Origin of the sequence: Okeania sp. KiyG1 (assembly GCF_014132355.1) — a bacterium.
Classification (GTDB): domain Bacteria; phylum Cyanobacteriota; class Cyanobacteriia; order Cyanobacteriales; family Microcoleaceae; genus Okeania.
Genome location: NZ_BLZO01000115.1, coordinates 1 through 19,603, shown reverse-complemented (window position 1 = coordinate 19,603; position 19,603 = coordinate 1). Strand labels below are relative to the sequence as shown.

15 protein-coding genes are annotated in these 19,603 nt (G+C 36.0%); 8 read left to right on the top strand and 7 right to left on the bottom strand.

What is annotated here, in order from left to right:
- The first annotated feature begins 225 nt into the window (after positions 1–225).
- A complete protein-coding gene (locus SAGCYANO_RS26830; protein WP_202222873.1) occupies positions 226–1,023 on the top strand; it encodes a DUF928 domain-containing protein in 798 nt (265 codons plus the stop codon).
- Positions 998–3,238 carry a CHASE2 domain-containing protein gene (locus SAGCYANO_RS26825; protein WP_202222872.1) on the top strand — a complete coding sequence of 747 codons (2,241 nt, stop codon included), beginning with the start codon at positions 998–1,000 and terminating at the stop codon, positions 3,236–3,238. Before SAGCYANO_RS26830 ends, SAGCYANO_RS26825 begins: the two co-directional genes overlap by 26 nt.
- 201 nt (positions 3,239–3,439) lie before the next feature.
- Here the strand turns inward: SAGCYANO_RS26825 and SAGCYANO_RS26820 are convergent, their stop codons facing one another.
- Positions 3,440–5,533: an N-acetylmuramoyl-L-alanine amidase gene (locus SAGCYANO_RS26820; protein ID WP_237396729.1), complete on the bottom strand. Its 2,094-nt coding sequence runs from the start codon at positions 5,531–5,533 to the stop codon at positions 3,440–3,442.
- 161 nt (positions 5,534–5,694) lie between these two features.
- Complete coding sequence (locus SAGCYANO_RS26815; RefSeq protein ID WP_237396727.1) at positions 5,695–6,882, bottom strand: transposase; 1,188 nt, start codon at positions 6,880–6,882, stop codon at positions 5,695–5,697.
- Between the two features lie 1,168 nt (positions 6,883–8,050).
- Between SAGCYANO_RS26815 and SAGCYANO_RS26810 the strand changes: the two genes are divergently transcribed.
- Positions 8,051–8,203, top strand: a complete 153-nt coding sequence (locus tag SAGCYANO_RS26810) for a hypothetical protein (protein WP_202222870.1) — start codon at positions 8,051–8,053, stop codon at positions 8,201–8,203.
- 250 nt (positions 8,204–8,453) lie between these two features.
- On the opposite strand, the gene SAGCYANO_RS26805 is transcribed toward SAGCYANO_RS26810, so the two are convergent.
- The 4 genes from SAGCYANO_RS26805 to SAGCYANO_RS26790 form a co-directional block, all read right to left on the bottom strand.
- Entirely contained in the window at positions 8,454–10,265 is a 1,812-nt protein-coding gene (locus SAGCYANO_RS26805) for a diguanylate cyclase domain-containing protein (protein ID WP_202222869.1), read from the bottom strand.
- 675 nt (positions 10,266–10,940) lie between these two features.
- Positions 10,941–12,068 (bottom strand): CO2 hydration protein, encoded by a 1,128-nt coding sequence (locus tag SAGCYANO_RS26800; RefSeq protein ID WP_202222868.1) that lies wholly within the window; start codon positions 12,066–12,068, stop codon positions 10,941–10,943.
- Positions 12,069–12,236: 168 nt separating this feature from the next.
- The gene (locus SAGCYANO_RS26795) at positions 12,237–12,389 is read right to left on the bottom strand and encodes a hypothetical protein (protein WP_202222867.1); all 153 of its coding nucleotides are present in this window, start codon (positions 12,387–12,389) and stop codon (positions 12,237–12,239) included.
- Positions 12,390–12,846: 457 nt separating this feature from the next.
- Positions 12,847–14,373, bottom strand: coding sequence for an NADH-quinone oxidoreductase subunit M (locus SAGCYANO_RS26790; protein ID WP_202222866.1), 1,527 nt, complete (start codon positions 14,371–14,373; stop codon positions 12,847–12,849).
- A gap of 274 nt (positions 14,374–14,647) precedes the next feature.
- On the opposite strand from SAGCYANO_RS26790, the gene SAGCYANO_RS26785 reads away from it, so the two are divergent.
- The 5 genes from SAGCYANO_RS26785 to SAGCYANO_RS45705 all read left to right on the top strand — a co-directional run bounded on the left by SAGCYANO_RS26785 (position 14,648) and on the right by SAGCYANO_RS45705 (position 16,917).
- The gene (locus SAGCYANO_RS26785) at positions 14,648–15,196 is read left to right on the top strand and encodes a hypothetical protein (RefSeq protein WP_202222865.1); all 549 of its coding nucleotides are present in this window, start codon (positions 14,648–14,650) and stop codon (positions 15,194–15,196) included.
- A 71-nt stretch (positions 15,197–15,267) separates the two neighbouring features.
- Positions 15,268–15,396 carry a hypothetical protein gene (locus tag SAGCYANO_RS48100; RefSeq protein ID WP_255502719.1) on the top strand — a complete coding sequence of 43 codons (129 nt, stop codon included), beginning with the start codon at positions 15,268–15,270 and terminating at the stop codon, positions 15,394–15,396.
- A 137-nt stretch (positions 15,397–15,533) separates the two neighbouring features.
- A complete protein-coding gene (locus tag SAGCYANO_RS26780) occupies positions 15,534–15,986 on the top strand; it encodes an NUDIX domain-containing protein (protein ID WP_202222911.1) in 453 nt (150 codons plus the stop codon).
- 68 nt (positions 15,987–16,054) lie between these two features.
- Entirely contained in the window at positions 16,055–16,702 is a 648-nt protein-coding gene (locus tag SAGCYANO_RS26775) for an alpha/beta fold hydrolase (protein WP_237396726.1), read from the top strand.
- 8 nt (positions 16,703–16,710) lie between these two features.
- Positions 16,711–16,917, top strand: coding sequence for an alpha/beta fold hydrolase (locus SAGCYANO_RS45705; protein WP_237396724.1), 207 nt, complete (start codon positions 16,711–16,713; stop codon positions 16,915–16,917).
- Positions 16,918–17,960: 1,043 nt separating this feature from the next.
- Here SAGCYANO_RS45705 and bioF read toward each other — a convergent pair.
- Positions 17,961–19,142 (bottom strand): 8-amino-7-oxononanoate synthase, encoded by a 1,182-nt coding sequence (gene bioF / locus SAGCYANO_RS26770; protein WP_202222864.1) that lies wholly within the window; start codon positions 19,140–19,142, stop codon positions 17,961–17,963.
- Between the last annotated feature and the right edge of the window lie 461 nt (positions 19,143–19,603).

The window sequence follows — 19,603 nt, the reverse complement described above, 5'->3', positions numbered from 1 at the left end:
CAGAGAGGATCAACTATAATCCCCGTGTCTCCGTTTCGGCCTCAATCATCCCAGTATTCAGCAACGCCTTTTTTTGCGGGTTTAATACCCCACCGTCACCCGCAGTACTCAAAATTGTTTGGGGTTAGAATTCCCATGCAATTTTCCCTCCTGACTCCTGACTCTTTCTTCAAACCTCCTTAATCTTGACTATCATACATTTATTCAGAAACTCCCAGAACTTATATGAGATATCTATTATTAAAGACCGCTTTATCAGTTGTTTTAGTGATGGAGTTCTTAAGTATTGCTGGAGTTCTACAAAGAACAGCTTTAGCAATACCTAACTTCCGAAATATTAGCAGTGACTGGAGAATTTCTCAAACTTATGTACCTCCAGACCGAGGCGCACCTCCAACTACAACATCTTCAGGAACCCGTGGCCCGCAATGCCTTTTGTCTGAAAAAAAAATTGTTCCTCTCCTCATACCAGGAAATAATATTGGAATAACATTATCTAAACATCCGACATTTTTTATCTACATTCCTCCCTATCAAGAAGCTGAAAAAGCAAGGTTTTTTCTGACAGAATGGATTTCAGAAGAAGAAATATACCAAGAAGATTTTCAACTACCTGAAAAATCAGGAATTATTAAAATTAAGATTCCTGCTGAAAAATCAGCTCCTTTGGAAATTGGAAAAACCTACACTTGGGGAGTACAAATATGGTGTGAATATGACCCTCTTGGAGAAAGTGCAGATTATTTGAGTCAAGGTTTTATAGAACGTATCGAAGCTGATATAGATTTACTTGAAAAGTTAAAAACAGCAAGACCTCTAACTCTGCCAACTGTTTATGCTTCCGAAGGAATTTGGTATGATGCTTTAGAAAGTATAGTAGAACTTCGTAGCCTAAATATAGATAATCCTCAGTTAATAGATGACTGGCAAAAATTATTTGAATCAGCTAATTCTCAGGGTAAAGAAGAATTTATTCAAGCACCTGTATTAGATTGTTGTGAAAGAATGGAAGAAAACAATTAAAAATCTTGCTTGGAAATGGCGCTGTGTATTAGTTACAGTTCCTAGTATTACTGTCTTATTAATCGGGCTAAATTTGACAGGTAGTTTGCAAATATTTGAGTTTGCTGCATTCGATCAATTAACTAGATTACGTCCCCAAAAACCTGTAGATCGAAGATTTTTAATTGTGGGATTGACTGAATCAGATATACAAAAATTGGGGACGACAATTTTATCCGATGAACTCCTTGCGAACTTAATAGAAAACTTAAAAAAATATCATCCAGCAGTAATTGGTTTAGATATATATCGAGATTTACCAGAAGAACCAGGATATGAAAAATTAGTAAAAGTATTTGAATCTACACCAAATTTAATAGGTATTAAAAAGGTAGTTGGTAATCACAATGATTCTCCCATTAACCCCTCACCAATTTTAGATAAATTCAATCAAGTTGCAGCTAACGATCTGCCAATGGATGCGGATAGTAAGATTAGACGATTTTTTTTATATTTGACAGATCAAGAAGGTAAAATAGTACCAAGTTTAGGATTGAAATTAGCAACAATATATCTGGAAAATTTCAATATTTTTCCTAAACCTTCAGTCGTTAATTCTGAATATTTACAGTTGGGAAAAGCTGTATTTGTTCCTTTTGAAAAAAATCATGGTGCTTATGTACGGGCTAATGCTGAAGGATATCAAGCTATTCTTAATTATCGCAGCCCAGAAAATACATTTCAACAGGTTTCAGTAACAGATGTTTTAAATAATCACATTTCACCTGAATTAGTACGCGGTCGGATTATTTTAATTGGCTCAGTAGCAGAGAGTAAAAATGATTTATTTCTCACACCTTACAGTAGCAAAATCATTGGAATTCCTGAAAAAATGTCAGGGGTAGAAATTCATGCCAATATTACCAGTATGATTATTAGTTCTGCTCTTGGTGAAATTAATCTTATTAAAATATGGCCGGAATATTTAGAATATCTATGGATTTTTTCTTGGTCAACATTAGGGGCAAGTATTAGTTGGAAATGGCGATATTCTGGAGGTTTTTCTCAATTTTCTGGTGAATCTATTATTGGTTTATTTGCTGCTAGTGCTGGATTAGTTTGTATTCGTTATTATGGTTTTTTATGGGGTTTCTGGATTCCTATAATACCGCCATTATTAGCTATTTGGTTATCGGCGATCGCCATTACAGCTTTTATTGCTAAAACTGCTGGATATATTCGTGAGGTGTTTAGTCGTTATTTGACTGATGAAATAGTAGCAAATTTATTAGAAAATCCTGATGGATTAAATTTAGATTGTCAGCGACGAAAAGTGACGATTTTGATATCTGATATCAGAGGATTTTCGGCTATATCTGAAAGGTCAGAACCAGAAATAATTTTTTCTATATTGAATATTTATCTAGCAAGAATGACGGAAATAATTAATGAATATGGTGGTACTATTGATGAGTTTATTGGTGATGCGATTTTAGTTATTTTTGGCGCTCCTACTCAGAAAGATGATGATGCAGAGAGAGCTGTTGCTTGTGCAGTGGCAATGCAGATGGGAATATATGATGTTAATGCTAAATTAAAAGATTTAAGTTTGCCAGAAGTTCAGATGGGAATTGGCATTAATACTGGAGAAGTTGCAGTTGGTAATATTGGTGGTAATAAGAGGTCTAAATATGGAGTTGTTGGTAGTAATATTAATCTAGCTTCTCGCATTGAATCTTATACATTAGGAGGTCAAATTCTGATTTCAAAAAATACTCTCGAAGCAGTCACTTCTATTGTTCAAATAGTTGAGCAAAAATCAGTAAAAATCAAAGGTTTTGCTGAAGCTATAACTATTTATCAAGTAATAGGTATTGCCGGAAAATATAATTTGTTTTTACCTGCAATATCAGAAAAATTTGTGGCTTTATCACAAGCAGTTCCCATTCAGTTTGCAGTTGTTGATGGAAAGGAAGTTAGCAAAAAATTAATCTCCGGCAGTTTTGTCAAAGTATCTGCTAGTTGTGCTGAAGTAAAATCTGATTATTTGGTAAATTCAATGAGTAACCTAGAGATTCATCTATTAAATGGAAATCTTCAACAAGAAAAAATGGATTATATTTATGCCAAGGTGACAGGAGAAAAAGAAGATAGAAGTGGATTTTATATACATTTTACTGCTGTATCTCCAGAAGTTGAAAATATTTTGCAAACTTGGGTTACAGCTAATAGTTAAGAAAGGAGTCAGGAGTCAGGAGTCAGGAGTCAAGAAGTGGATTAGATTATTGGGGCGGGGGCGGGTTCACTCAGTCATGGGTGATACCATTAACTTAACGCGGAACCCGCCCCTACTATTGCACTATTGCACCACTTTAGGCGTGCCACTCTACTACTATACTTTAGTATTTTTCCCTACTCCCTACTCCCTACTCCCTAATTAACGAGAATAAGCTTGAACATATCTAAGTATCCCACGAGCGACCGCCTGTGCCATACGACTACGTTGAACAGGGTCTGCAAGAATCCTAGAATCATAATTACCAGTGACAAAACCCACCTCTACCAATACAGCAGGCATCTTAGTCTTTCTTAGCACATAAAAACGAGCCCGCTTCACGCCACGATTATTCATTGTGGGGAAACTTTCCAACATACTATTCTGAATATACTGTGCTAGAGCCTGGCCACTTTGATAATAAAAAGTCTCTAAACCATTCACATCAGGACGACTCGCACTAATAGCATTAGCATGAATACTCACAAACAAATCGGCACCTACCCGATTGGCCAATTCTGCCCGTGGTGGTAAATCTAAATCCCGGTCTGTCTTACGAGTCATCACCACTTGTATATTATTCTGCTCCAGGATTTGAGCTATCTCCAATGACATGGGCAACACAATATCCTTCTCTCGCAGACCAAAACCCACTCCACCTAAATCCGTAGGTCCTCCGTGCCCAGGGTCTATAACTATCATTAACCGTTCATCACGCTGGGGTAATCTATTCGGTAGAGGAAAACGACGATTTCGATTATTAGTACTGGAAGGGCGGTCGTTGCGACGAGGCCAGGGGAAAGGCCACCGTCTCGGACGTAAATTCCCTGAAGAATTTTGAGGTAATCTATTCTGAGGAGAAGAATTTTGGGGTAATGAACTGTTTCCCCGTGGGAATAGTGGGGGTCTAGAACTAGAAGATTGGTCTCTAGGATCTGGACGCCAACCAGGAGGAGTAGTACCAATATTACCCCAACCCATGGGTAAAGATAACTGTTGTGGGGTAAGCTGAGTTACCTGAGCAATTTTAATATTAGTAGCAGGCTTAACCAGAATAGTAACTGTTTCTGGATCTTCTTGACGTATCTTGGCCCAAAGTAGAGGACTGCCAACCCGTCGGCCAGGTAACTTTAATCGGTCATCTACCTTAGCATTATATATAGTAATTCCATAAGCATCCTCTTCAGAATCCCAACCACTGGTGTAGTTTAGAGGTTTATCTCCTGTAATGACTAAGTCAGTACCATTTTTCAACTCTACTGACTTAACAACTGCAAAACCAGTAGCTTGATTAATTGTTGGTGGTGTTTCTCCTTGAGGCCATATTGCTACTCCACCCGCATAAGCACGAGCTTGCCATTGAGTTTTGGTATCTGGAAGACTCACTGTCAAACGAACTACTGCAGGTTTTGTTGAAAGCTGAGTAAGTTGAGTAATTGTTAATCCAGATTCGTTAAATCTTTGATTTGCCTTGACATCTTTTGCTGTGAGAGTAGCATTCAGAATATCAATGGTCATCCAGGTACGGTCAACACTCTGCTTGAGTTCTATTTCTGGTAATTTACCGCTCGTTTGTAGAACTAATCCCTCTTGCTTTACTTGGACATCTTCTACAAGAGTTGGCGTACCAGTGGTAGCAACTTGATTAACAGGAGCAGGGTTTCTTGGTCTTAGTATATTTTGATTACTCGGTCTCTCTACTCTGCGAGGAACTAAAGACGGTCTTTGAGGTGGTGCGGGTGGAGACTGAGAATTTTGAGGTAGTGGGAGTGGAGACTGAGGACTTTGAGGTAGTGGGGGTGGAGACTGGGGACTTTGAGGTGGTGCCGATGGAGACTGGGGTGTAAGATTAGTATCTGAAGTAGAGACAATTTTTTGAGGTGTGGGTATTTGTACAGTCCATTCGCTAGGAGAGATACCCCGAAATTGTACTTGTTTTGGATCTAGAGTATAGCCATTATTTAATTCTACCACAATCCGAGCTGTTTGAGAATTAAATTGTCCTACTCTAACTGCCTTAATTGCCCCACCGACAACTTGAGAAGTCCTGATACCACCTAAAGTTGTGCCAGGCAAATCTATAACTAAGCGAGTTGGGTTAGTTATGAGTTGTGCTTTTGGCTGAACACCTCCTTCAGTGGTAAAGGATAGTCGATTCTGATTTGCTTGAAACTGCCAAGATTCTAGGGTAGCAGCTTCAGTAGGACTTCCAAGTACAAAAACACTGAGTATACTTGGAAGTAAATAGCGTACCATTAGGTTTTTTCCCATCTGGGTACTTTTGAGAAATATCACACGATTTCCTGGATATATATTTTTCATATGTAAGTTTAATACTTTTTGAACTCTTCTAGATATAGATATCTAGATGCATAGATGTATTGATATACCGCTCAACTAAACTTACTCAAACTTACTCACAAGTCTGAAAGTATAGTCATTCGTAGTGGGTCAAGCACTACAGGGTTAAACGGCAAACCCTTTATTCCCTGGTCAAAAACATCAGGAATTACTTTTTTAATAATGTTTAACGACCCATTTACATCTGCATTTAATAATTTATTTTCCCTGGTTTTATATAGTCCTCTTGTTACTCTTTTTCCACTGAACTTCGGTTTGTTTTCTCCATATTTTGGTAAATTATCCCCATCTAAACAGCTTGATTGAGATGTATAGGATTCTTCGGTAATTATTACTTTTATTCCTCTTAGTTGGGCTTTATATGTTAACATCTCTATTAACTTATAATGAGGGATATTTACAAATTGTTGATTGTTCTTTTTTCCGAATTTTATTTCTTGTTTCCAAGTCTGATTCTGCCCAATAATTAAGGTTCCTATTTCATGCTTGATACACCAATCTATTACCCTTTTACTTGCTGTATGGAGATAGTTTTCTACTCGACAATTTCGTTTGTGAGTTAATTTTTTTAACCGATGAGAATTAGTTTGATTGTGGCTATTTAATTGAGATTGTAAATAAGAGCGTTGTTTATTATAAAAGGTGTTAATTGCTTTTAATGGTCTGCCTTTAATCAACAGAGGTGTAGTTCCTGTTTGATTTGTAGTTACAGCTATTAAATTATTTACTCCTAAATCTACTCCTGCTATTTGTTGATTTTCTGTTGTTGACTCCGATTTTTCATATACTATTTCTATGATGTAACAGCTACTTTTGGGGATAATTCTGGTTTCTATTATTTCTGTCTGTGAAGTGTGGATTTTTATTTCACTCATTGACAGATGACAAATTCCTTTTTTTAAGGTTTTTTTGTAAATTGATTCATGAGGATAGGGCAGAATATTTCGGCCTTTTATTTTATGTTTATATTTGGGGATTTTTGGTTTCCCTAAAAATTTATTTGACTGTTTTTGCCACTCTCTTAAAGCCGCAAAATAACTACTCCAAGCTGAGTCTAATCTTCTGATTATTTGCTTACTTACTTTGGTAGGTAAAGCTTGGTAATCTTCACTTTTAGATACCTGGTGATACAGTTGATTAAAGCTTAGTTTCTTTTTGTTTTCAAAGAAATGTTGGCGATAATAATAGTTAGCTAAATTGAATAAATTTTTCGACAAAAAGCCTTGTGGTCTATTTCTGACCACAAATAATGTGATTTGGTAATAACATGACGTTCAACTAGCTTCATATCCTAATTGTAGCTGATAACGACTCAATGAATAGACAACTGAGCAAAATTACTCATTTTAGTTTGATAGCTATAATTATGAGTAAGTTTGATGAACTTTAGATAAGTTTTTGCTTTCTGTATTTACCCCCTGATAATTTTTGGCGAATAGAATAATCATTAACCTGTATAATTTACTCATACACCAGATTTACACTTCAATAATGACTTTTAGCATAACTAGAGGAACATACTATCATATAACTTTCTATATAGTTGTCAGTTATTCCAGATAAATTTGTCGATTTGGACAATATTTTTAATTTTTTGTCCGTAGCTGCGGGTATTATAGCGATTTTTGAATTGTATAGTATTAGAATCAGGACTTACGCATGCAACTCCCTTGAAAACGCTATATGTAGGGGCGAATGGCATTGGCTAGCGCCAAGCTCCGAATGGCGCCCTCACTGGATTTAGTGCCCGTGCGTAAGTCCTGAGAATGAAGAAGTTTGATGATGATATTACTGTATTTAACTAACTATTCGCGCTTCAGCATGTCAGCTTTTGGCTTTTTGACCTTGGCTTTATACCCCGGCAACCCCAAGCGCCTCCTAGTTGAACAGGGGTTGCTCATCTCCTCCTCAACATAAAAAAAAGTCCTAATGCTGAGTGCTGAGTGCTATTTAAGTTAAAAGGCGTTGGTGAAGCGCGTGTATGATATTAATCTTAATTACTCAGGACTCAGGAGTCAGTAGGGGCGATTTCCGTTCCGGAATGCTCCTAATTACGCGAATCGCCCGTACAGTCCTCAGGAGGAAAGAAAGAAGAAGAAAGAGGAGTAGAAGGAGAAAGTTTTTTGGTCGCGGAGCGCGGAACAGAGTTCTATGGCACTCTGCTCCGGACATGATATCATACCTCTTTTCACCAACGCCAGTTAAAAAATAGCTCAAATACATTAATAGCAACTGCTATAAAATCGTAAAGGTCATTTCAATTATCAGTTATCAGTTAGCCTCATAAGGTCGGAGCTGCATCGGAACTTACTCATAACCAACACATAACATAGGGGTTAACGGCCGTTAACCCCTACAAAGCCCTTAAACTTTACAAATGGTGTTATAATATCATGTCCGGTAGCATCGGTCTTGTATAGCAAAGGTAAGGAAGAAGGAAGAGGGAAGAAGGAAGAGGGAAGAAGGAAGAGGGAAGAGGAAGGAAGGCTACCCTCGCAAGAAAAAACCATTATTTCCTGTAGATATTCACCCTTGGGTTTACACAAACGATATAAACGGACATGATATAATGTAGTCTTGAACGTAACTCCTGTTAATCTCAAAAATCATTACCACTCAGCAATGTCAAAGAAGTTATAATTCATTCATCGACCAATTTTCTATATTCTACAATAAGAGCAGTCGAAAGCTTAAAACTAGGTTTTGTAAAATTCTTTTTCCAAATTGATATCATACCTCTTTTCACCAACGCCCAACTTTATCAACTTTTAGGTATTTCTGCGATCGCATCATAGTCTGAAAATTTGTAGTGACTTTAAAAGCTCTTTGCATCTTGAGAAATCATACTAAAGTGTATCCAGCAATCTCTACCCTGTTGTTTAGCTTCATATAAAGCTTTATCAGCTTGGCCTATAAATCCATGGAGCGTTTGAGCTAATGAAGGAATTTGAGTCGCAATACCAAGACTGATAGTAACTATTTGTTCTTTCCCACTAGGATGAAGAATACCTAAAGCCTTAATGGCTGATTGAATTTGTGCTGCTACTTCACAAGCCCCAATTCGGTCAGTATTTGATAAAATTACAGCAAATTCTTCGCCCCCATAACGAGCTAGCAAGTCTGCCGGACATTTCAAAACCCCTTGAGCTGTATGAGCTATTTTAATCAAGCATTTGTCTCCTTCTTGATGACCGAAAACATCATTGTACAGTTTGAAATAATCTACATCAAGCATGATTAGAGATAAAAATTGCTTTTGTCTTCCCATTCGTAGCCATTCTTGGTCTAAAAATTCATCGAAGTAACGACGGTTAGGAACTTGAGTTAAACCATCAAGTCGAGCCAGACGTTCTAACTTGAGATTTGCTTGTTTAAGTGCATCCAGGGTGTTGCCTAACTCATCTGCTTGTGAGCGAGTTTGAGCCAGTAGATGGGAATGTTCTAAAGCGACGCTAAACTGAGCTGCTAATTGTTTGACAAATCTAATTTCAGCGGCAGTCCATTCACGGCTGTTTTCACACTGATGAATACAAAGTAATCCCCATAGTTTTGAACCCATGATTAAAGGCATAATAATTTGTGCTTTAATCTGAAATTTTTCTAAGACTTGAATATGACAGTCTTTTAAACCAGCATTGTAAATATCGGTCAATACTTGCATACGCCCTTGTTGATAATAGATGGCATACTGTTCGCCAAAACAATAATCGTTGACTTTGATCGAAAGCGTGGAATCATAAATGGGTAAAACGCTTTCAGAAACAAACTCTCCATAGCAGTAGTTACTTTCTGGGTAGAAGCGAAATATGCCTACGCGATCGCTCTCTAGAGCTTTTCTAACTTCTTTGGCAGTGGTTTTAAATAGGGTATCGAGGTCGAGAGATTCACGAATTTCTGAAATTAAGTTGAATAAAATCATTTGTTGCTGGCTAGCTGCTCGCAAATCTTTGGCTGTTTGTTCGACTTCAGCTAGTTGTTCTGCTTGCTGCACTGCAAAGCCCAGTTGAACAGCAATTTGAGTCAAAAAATTTACTGCTGCAGTTTCCCACTCACGGGGCCTGGAATGCTGATAGGCGGCCAGAATACCCCATAGTTTTTGTTTGACAAAAATGGGAGCAGTGGCATATGCTCGGATGTGAAATTGTTCTAATATTTCAATATGGCATTGGGACAACCCTACTTGATAAATATCTTTTACTACGAGTGTTTCATTACTCCTATACCGACCACCTTGATGCTTTTGAAGATAGCAATCATTCCAGATAGTGTTGTTGTCTGTAAATTCGAGTTCATCCCAACCAACTTCAGCAAATTCAAAGTCACCAACAAATTCACCCCCCCATTCTTCATTAAAACGATATACTGAGACTCGTTCTACACCTAAAAGTCTACAAGTTTCTTTTGTGGTTGTCTGAAAGATTGTTTCTAGGTCGAGAGATGCTCTAATCTTGCTAATAACTCGATATATTGCTTTCTGTTGTGCATATATTTGCTCTAGTTGTTCAGTTTTTTCCTGTAGTTGAGCTTCTAAATTCTCTATAGTAGGTAATCCCAATAACCTAGATATTTGATTAATAATTTGACGGCCGATAGTAGGTAATATAGATTGAGGTATTATTTTATTCATCAGAATTTTTTATAAAAAATTATAAGCTAAATATAGCACTTTAAAAAAAGTCTGTGTAGCCGTATTCTATTGGATATTGATATTATTTATATTTTTTGTATTAAAAAATGTGAATAATTTGATACCTAATATAGATATCAAATCCGCTGGCTAAGGTTCCCGATAAATCCGAGCGTTCTAATTCTCTTTATGATTATACTGCCTGTAAGGGCTGTAGGAAAGACCTAAAATTATTGACTCTTAAGCTGTTCAGTATTTATAGTGGTTTTCAACCATGTTAACTACACATCTTCAAAAAATATGCTCATTGTTTTTCAACCTCAAACAATGAACAATTAATCGTTAAAGTTAATAAAAATATAGGCGATCGCTAATTAGGACTTGCTGATTAAATCTAAAAGCATTGACATATTAAAGATAAGTGCTTTTTTGGGGCTTTTAAAAAGTGCAAATTTTTCAGTCTAAAACGCTCAAAAAGTCAGTATTTTAGGCTCATAGTTGGGCAGAAAAATCATTCTTACAAAACTTAGCTCCTACCTCCTCGCTCCCGACCCTTTTCTCCCCTCCCAGGAGGGGTTAGGGGTGGGTTGTCTCCTGTCTTCCCCTCCCAGGAGGGGTCAGGGGTGGGTTGTCTCCTGTCTCCTACCCCAGCCAAAAGACTTTTGAGCGCAAACCCTAATTATTAACAACTTGTAATTGTGATGTTAAAAATCGATCCATCCAAGCTTCTAAATAGGCTTGATTTTCTGCTTGTTCCTCTGGATTTTCTGTATCTAAAGGATGAGGGGCTAATCCTAAAAGTGCTGCTGTTGTTACACAAAACATTGACTTTTGAAAAGTCTGACAAATTTTGACTCGTAAATTATCTGTACCTCGGTTAGTTTTTTGGTAAACTTCTAGAAGATAATCTGGTAAAAAATGTCGCATATCTTGCATTAGTAATGTGGGTGGAATTCCAGCTCCTCCAATAGGTAATGGATCTGCATATAAAGCACCATAAGTAAATCGACTTTGTTCGTGGTCTATTTGTTGAGCTTGAGCATTGTATGAAACTGTCCCTAAAAATGGTGTACCTCGGAAGAAAATTGCTTCTACATAGGGAACTGCTGTATCGGTTAAAAAGGTTAAACCTACTGATTTAGGAATTATTTCATAATGCTTACCTTTTACATTTACAGTGTATGTAATTGGTAAATTTGCTGCTGCTACTAAACCTGATAAAATATGATCTACTACTTGAGGAATAGATGTTATTTTTCCCTGGTCATATTTATCAGATAAGGTCATAAATATGTCGCTCATTACCCGCCAAAATTGACCTAAAGCACTGTAATAAACTTGTTGACGTACCAGGTCTGGTAAAAATTCTGGAAATAATTGATTGAGTGGCATTAAGATAAAATTTCCTATAATTTTGGCATCTATTACTGCTTTTGCTAGTTGTTTAAATTCTGGTGAATCTAAATATTTATCGAGACCTCCACCCCCATGCCATAACATTCCTCTCATGCAATATTCTGCATACTCATAATTAATTCGGTCATGCCACCAAAACTTGAGTAATTTACCTAATGAAATTTTGCCGTTGAAGTATTTAAAAAAGGGAAAAATTTCTAAAAATTGATGTTCGGCAATATAAATTAGATTCTTGGAATAGGCATCTAATACAATGCCATAGCTTTTCAAAATTCCGACAACTTCTAAGACGTTTTCTGGTGTATCTTTTAGTAGGGCTTGACCAGATTTTAAACGATTAATATAGACTGAAAGTGGATGAGTATTAGATTTGAAAATTTTGGTCATAAATTTTTGTCCGAAATTTGATATTTCATTTATACCATTTATCAAAAAGAATGCTATCCTTATGCAAAATTTCAATGATTAGCGTTGGTGAATCTATACCACTTTGAAAAAAGAATGCTACAAAAGGGTATAGTTTTATCGAATATGCTTAAAAATAGCTTATCCAATTCATTTTAGATATTTATATCTATTGTTTTTCCCTTTTTTAAAATATTTTTCCCCTCTTCCTTCTTCCTTCTTCCTTCTTTCGTACGGACTATGCAACATCCCTACCATTTGTAACAAACATTTATCACGCTTGGTATTAGCTATGATTTTCATGGCTGTAGGAATAGGAAATAGTAGGGACGTTGCAGAAGGGCGTCCCTACAGATTATTTCGTTTACGGGTTGTTCGGGAGCAAGTAATATAGAATCCGGTTGAATAGTTATTGTATAGTTGGGAGTAGGGGACCCACCCCTAACCCCGACCGTGGAGGGGAAGAGGGGAGTGGGGGAGATTAAATATTTAAGTAATTATAGAATTATCAACATATACTATATAACCGGATTCTATATAATGATATCAAATCCGTTTAATTGGACATAAAAAAATTCTTCAATCGTCATAACTATGCTCATCTTTGTAATTCTTTCTCCTCCTGACTCCTGTACGGACGCCATTCGTCAGCTATGCGTCAGCTTTCCGAAAGTTTTTTTTCTATGGTGCTATTATCCACACATGATATAACTGCAAAAGACAAATAATTCTGAGTAGAAAATTATTCTCTAAATTCTTCTTATTCAGAATAATTAACGAGTACAGGTAAAGGAGCGATCGCTGACTTTTTAACTACCTGTGACAACTTATGTTGACCTGCGCTCATAGCATTTGCTTCAGTTTCAGTCCAACGCAACATCCAGTTTGGTTGTATTCCTAAAATGACGATTAGAAGTGCTAAAATAATAGATGGTATTCTATCTGACAATTGTACGGGAGGCAAATTCACAACTGTTTCAGATAACCTACCAAAAAATACTCGGTTCGCTAACAGCAAAAAATAGGCTGATGTTAATCCTGTTCCGATCATACACAGAAGAGTAGGAACTGTAAACACATTGAAACTGCCTCTAAACACTAAAAATTCGGAAATAAATCCAACCATTCCTGGAATACCAGCACTTGCCATTACTCCTAAAATCATCAAACTACCAATCAATGGTAAACCTTGTTCTGGGTTTAACAAACCACGCAATACATCTATGTCACGAGTGCCAGCTTTTTTGTAAACTACTCCCACTAATAAAAATAGTAGGGCTGAAATTAGACCGTGACTAATCATTTGAAATACTGTTCCCAAAATGCTGAGGGGAGTTGCTGCTGCACTTGCTAATAAAATGTAACCCATGTGACCAACGGAACTATATGCTACCATTTTTTTCATGTCTTTTTGGGCGATCGCATTAAATGAACCATAAAGTACACTAACTACTGCCCATATTGCTAACCATGGAGAAATATATACCCAAGCTTCTGAGAACATATTTAATCCAAATCTCAGTAAACCATAAGTCCCTAATTTCAACATCACTCCTGCTAAAAGTACAGAGATAGGTGTGGAAGCTTCAACGTGAGCATCGGGTAGCCATGTATGGAAGGGAACTAGAGGAATTTTAATGCCAAACCCAATGACTATTGTTCCTAATAATAATAGTTGAGTTCCTAAAGGTAGGGTATGGGCAACTACTTGGTCGTAAGCGAAATTAGATGAGCCACTTAACCACGCTACTCCCAGGAACCCAGCTAGGATTAAAATTCCTGAAATTGCTGTGTAAATCAGAAATTTTGTGGATGCGTAACCCCGTCTTGGTCCTCCCCAAATTGCTATTAATAGGTATAGAGGAATTAGCTCTAGTTCATAGAAGAGGAAAAATAGTAGTAAGTCTTGAGCGAGAAAAGCTCCAAATAAGCTGAGTGCTAGCAACAATATTAGAGAGTAATAAAAACGGGGTCTTTTGATTGATTTGTCTGTGGCATAAATAGCAATAGCAATTAACAGACCATTTAATACTACTAATGGCAGGGATAAACCGTCCATACCCAGGGAGTAGCTTAAACCTAGGGAGTCTATCCAGGGAAATAAGACGACGAACTGTATATTTGGATCTTGTGGGTTGAATTCAGTCAGTAGGACTAAGGACCATACTAAACTAATTATGGCCACAACTAGAGCTAGTTGCCTGGCTAGTTTTGGCGAGATAGTGCTTGGCCAAAAACCAATGATAGCTGCACCTATTAATGGCACTAAGAGCAGACCGTTGAGCATTTATTGATATTTTCCTTTGATGGGAATTGACAAATTGATTTAAGTGCAATTTACCGAAATAACACGGGAGCATGAAAGCCATCGTCTTTTAAGCGATGGATCAAAGGCGAGGAGTCGGATTTTAATCCGAAGTATTTTATTTTACCGAAAAGCAACGTTGAAGCTCCCCGTGTTTGAACCGGGACATGAAAACAAGGGAATCGTTGAGACTAGACAACTTTAGTTGTTCTCTGTTAGTATTATCGACAATAACTTTTCGGTCCGCCCGTTTCCAATGTACTCTTGTCAGCAAGTTTTAGTAAATAAAAATCCTGAATTAATTGCTATCTTAACATTCTTATGTGAACAGTCTCACAAGCTAGCTAACATGGGAATATATTATGCCAGGCAACTATATTTTAAATCTCAAAAAGGCATTAGCAAGTATGACTTGGAAAAGGTCTACAAACACAACTATCATTACAAGGTTTTATATTCACAAGCAGCACAACAAATATTGAGAACTGTAGCTGAATCATTTAGGTCTTATTATGGTCTCATTATTGCCTACAGTGAAGGAAAAATCTCAGACAAACTAAGGATTCCTAACTACATAAAAAAAGGGGGAATGGCTACAGTTAGTTATCCTTCTCAAGCATTAAAACTAAAAGGCTATCGAATCATAGTTCCACTAGGTAATACCTGTAAACGCTGGTTTTGTATCGATAGCTTATTGATTCCCATGCCAAGTAATCTCGATTTTTTATCTGTTAAAGAACTGAGAATATTACCGAAGAACAGATGTTTTTATTGGGAATTTGTCTATAAAAGAAGTAGTATTTAAACCTCAATTAAATCAAGAAAATGTATTAGGAATTGACCATGGCGTAAATAATTGGTTGACCTGTGTATTGAATGTGGGTAGGAGCGCGGGTTGTAGATGGTAAATATCTCAAATCAATGAATTGTTGGTATAACAAACAAGTATCAACCATTAAAGAAAATAAACCTTTGGGATTTTGGTCAAATAAACTAGCTGCTTAGTAAAAATTGTACCTTATTAGGTAAAAAAATTTGCAATATCAGCCTGTAAACTAACTTTGTGTTTGCTCCTAAATCAAAAAAAACTACAAAAATAATTATTGAAAGTGCTTTATATTTTAGTTGTGATTCCTAAGCTCATAGGTCAATTATGGAAAGTTGGACAAACTGTAATTGGCTTAATTTTTCGCCATCCTGTGACAGGTGTTAATATAGTCCCCATTTTGCCTGATGGCCGGATAGTTTTAGTTCGTCGCCGTGACAATAATCAATATGCTCTACCAGGAGGTATGGTGGAATGGGGTCAAAATGTTACAACTACTGTGAAAAGGGAGTTACTTGAAGAAACAGGATTAGAGTTAGTCAAAGTTCGTAGATTAGTGGGAGTATATTCTGCACCAGATCGAGACCCTAGGCTACATTCTATTAATATTTTGGTTGAGGCTGATGTTCGGGGAGAGCTGAATGTTCAAGATGCTGTGGAAATTACTGGTGTTCAAGCTTTTGAAGTTACATCTATACCGGATAATCTTGGCTACGACTACGAACGACAATTAAAGGATTATTTTAGTGGTTTGACAATTTTAGATTAATTTCGTGATTTGATCGTCTCACAATAGAAAAGAATTATTTGAAGGTATTTTCACTTGAATAGATAAATTTGGGTGAAATATCTGTTAATTTTTATAATTCCATAGTTATGCACTTTTTATGGCGTAATTCTCGTGTCAAGTTGTCTGGTGGGGTATTGTTTTGGCGTGAAATTGGTGGTAATTCAAATAATGTAGTTTTTCTGCATGGTTCTTGGCATGATAGTAATCAATGGTTACCAGTTATGGAGCGATTGAGTCTACATTACCATTGTTTTGCACCAGACTTACCAGGGTTTAGTGAGTCAGAATTTTCTGCTACTCATTATTCTATTAATCAAATAGTAGAATCTTTGGCTGAATATATAGCTACTTTGAAATTGGAGAAGGTATATTTAGTTGGTCATTCTTTAGGGGGTTGGATAGCTGCTAGTTATGCTCTCAAATATTCTGAACAAGTATTGGGCACGATATTAATATCTCCTGAAGGAATTAATCTTGCTGCTGTTAAAGCTCGTTGGCGGTTCTTTAGATGCTTAACTCAAAAACCTTCTTTTTTGTGTTGGGCTTTACAATTAATATATCCTTTTGTTAGGTTATTAGGCGCTCACAAAAAATTAAGAAAATTCTACAATTTAGACAAAAATCATTGCTTTATTCCACGGGAACGAAAATTTTATTTAGACCTAAATGGGCGGAAGTTCAAGCTGAGTTATTGAAAGAAGATTTGGCGTTTCTGAAAGTAAAAACGTTGATTTTACAAGGTTATAAAGATACCGATCTTGCTTTATGTATGAGTAAGTTTTATGCGGATTTATTGCCGATAGCGAAACTTCATTTAATTAATTCTGGTGGAGATAATTTACCGGAGCAAATGCCGGATATAGTAGTAGAAGAAATTACGAATTTTCTGAGTGATGGAGATAATTTTTAGTATATAAAAGGTGCGTGTTGTGTAATACTAAATTGATAAATTTTTGCTACAAATAGCTAGGATATTTCTGAGAAGTTAGGAGTCAGGAGTCAGGAGTCGTATGGGAATGGTTTAAATACCAGTTTTGAGCTAGTAAATTCTCTTTTTTGTCAAAGGGATATTTTCTGTAACCTACATTTCGCACAACAAATTGTAGTATAGAATCAGGAGTCAGGAGACAACCCACCCCTAACCCCTCCCAGGAGGGGAAGACAGGAGACAGAATTTTAGAAGAAAATCATAGCTGCCGTGATTGAGTCATCAATCAAGCAAGTATTTATGCTTCATTATTTACTCGGAATTGGATGAACGAAAAAAGTAATTGAGATGATTTGTATAGTATAAATACCTACCAAGCTACGGATTTATATACTACTTTTAATGATACACTCTTGAAGTGCGGAATGTGGGCTGTAAAGTATTTAGAACGCACTTATTATTCGTAACATTTTTTTTTCAAATTGGTATCACAAATAGTTTCCAATTTTAAATGTCAAATAATACCAAATTGATAAATGTTTGCTACAAATAGCTAGGATATTTCTTAGAAGTCAGGAGTCAGGAGTCAGGAGTCGTATGGGAATGGTTTAAATACCAGTTTTGAGCTAGTAAATTCTCTTTTTTGTCAAAGGGATATTTTCTGTAAAGTATTTAGAACGCACTTATTATTCGTAACATTTTTTTCAAATTGGTATCACAAATAGTTTCCAATTTTAAATGTCAAATAATACCAAATTGATAAATGTTTGCTACAAATATCTAGGTATTTCTTAGGAGTCAACCCACCCCTAACCCCTCCCAGGAGGGGAAGTCAGGAGTCAGGAGTCGTATGGGAATAGCTTTAATACCATTTTTTAGGGCTTAAATTATCTTTTTCTCTCAAAGAGAAATCTACTATAAATTATTTTTATCGCTCTTACTATTCGTAACATTCTTTTTTCAAATTGGTATAATTGCCCGAAACTATCGTCTTATAAAAGTTTTTAGTCGATCAAATCTAACTTCTAACTTCTGACTTCTTCTAATGCTGCTACTAATTGCTGAATATGATTTGTTTCATGGGTGGCCATTAATGAAATGCGAATCCGACTGGTATTAACAGTAGGTGGACGAATGGCCGGAGCAAATATTCCTGCTTGTTTTAATTTTTCTCCTATTGTTAATGCTTCGGCTGCATTTTTGAGGGGAAAGCAGATAATTGGCGATTGATAATTTACGTTTTTTTTCTCTGCACCTAACTGTTTATTTTCTGTTTCTAATAAATTCATTAAAGTCTCTAGATTTTGCCATAATTTGAGACGACGTTCTGGTTCTTTTTTGATGATTTTTATAGCTGTTAAAGCAGCAGCAGTATCTGCGGGAGTTAAACCAGTTGTATATATCCAACTGGGTGTTCTATTTCTGAGAAATTCAATTAATTTTTTTGACCCAGCAACATAGCCTCCTAAACTTCCTAATGCTTTGCTGAGGGTTCCAATTTGAATTAATTCTTTTCCTGTACAGTTAAAATGTTCGACACAACCTGCTCCATTAATGCCAAATACTCCTGTGGCATGAGCTTCATCTACTAATAACATACTGTTATATTTTTCTGCTAAATCTAATAATAATGGCAGTTTACATAAATCGCCATCCATACTAAAAACACTATCTGTAATTATTAAGCTGCGACGATATTTTTCTCGATATTGTTCTAGTTTATTTGTTAATTCTTCAATATTATTGTGGCTATATTCAAGAATCTCTGCTCCACTAAGAATAGCTCCATTTTTGAGACTAGAATGATTATATTTGTCTGATAAAATTAGGTCACGTTTACTGATGACTGAAGATATTACACCTATATTTGCTAAATATCCTGAGCTAAAAACTAATGCTGTTTCTGTTTGTTTTAATTTGGCTATTTCAAGTTCTAATTCTTGATGTATTTCTCGATGACCTGTTAATAAACGAGAACCAGTGCTACCTGTACCAAATTCTTTTGTTGCTTGAATAGCTGCCTCAATTAAACGTGGGTCTCCTGCTAATCCTAAATAATCATTACTGGCAAAATTGATGAATTTTTTTCCTTCTAGTTTTATAGTTGCGCCGGGAAGACTTTCGATAGTTTTGACTGAACGATACCAGTTAGCTTTATGTATTGTTAATAGGGATTTATCTATCCAACTATAGGGATTATTTTGCATTTTTTCTGATTTATTTTATTTGTCTTTACCGAAAAATTGTGGTTTAAAGTCTCCCTTTTTAATACCAATTTGATAAATTTTTGCTACATTTTCACATTGCGGGGAGTAGGGAGTGGGTAGGGACGTTGCATACAACGTCCCTACAGGAAGAAGTAAAAATAAGAATAATTAACAATAACTAGCTAATAATTATTAAAAAAGTTATTCAGCCTGTATTAATTACTTAATAATTGAAGTACAACTTAAGTATAGTATTCTTTTTCAAATTGGTATAAGGGGATAATAAATAAAAATTTTCATGATTAGTCAATCCTATCCTTGAAAAGAAGAGGTAATTGTTAATTATTAATTATTAATTATTGAAATATTTTTCCATATAATAATTGAAGTTTTATATCAAATCTATCTCTAGTTTGATTTGGCGATCTTTGATGTGTAAGAATACTTTTTTCCTATTCCCT

Excerpts from the sequence above, each read along its gene's own strand:
- SAGCYANO_RS26805 (WP_202222869.1), bottom strand. The coding sequence starts at position 10,265 with ATGAATAAAATAATACCTCAATCTATATTACCTACTATCGGCCGTCAA.
- SAGCYANO_RS26795 (WP_202222867.1), bottom strand. The coding sequence starts at position 12,389 with ATGAAAATCATAGCTAATACCAAGCGTGATAAATGTTTGTTACAAATG.
- SAGCYANO_RS26820 (WP_237396729.1), bottom strand. The coding sequence starts at position 5,533 with ATGGTACGCTATTTACTTCCAAGTATACTCAGTGTTTTTGTACTTGGA.
- SAGCYANO_RS26800 (WP_202222868.1), bottom strand. The coding sequence starts at position 12,068 with ATGACCAAAATTTTCAAATCTAATACTCATCCACTTTCAGTCTATATT.
- SAGCYANO_RS26790 (WP_202222866.1), bottom strand. The coding sequence starts at position 14,373 with ATGCTCAACGGTCTGCTCTTAGTGCCATTAATAGGTGCAGCTATCATT.
- SAGCYANO_RS48100 (WP_255502719.1), top strand. The coding sequence starts at position 15,268 with ATGTGGGTAGGAGCGCGGGTTGTAGATGGTAAATATCTCAAATCAATG.
- SAGCYANO_RS26785 (WP_202222865.1), top strand. The coding sequence starts at position 14,648 with ATGTACTCTTGTCAGCAAGTTTTAGTAAATAAAAATCCTGAATTAATT.
- SAGCYANO_RS26830 (WP_202222873.1), top strand. The coding sequence starts at position 226 with ATGAGATATCTATTATTAAAGACCGCTTTATCAGTTGTTTTAGTGATG.
- bioF (WP_202222864.1), bottom strand. The coding sequence starts at position 19,142 with ATGCAAAATAATCCCTATAGTTGGATAGATAAATCCCTATTAACAATA.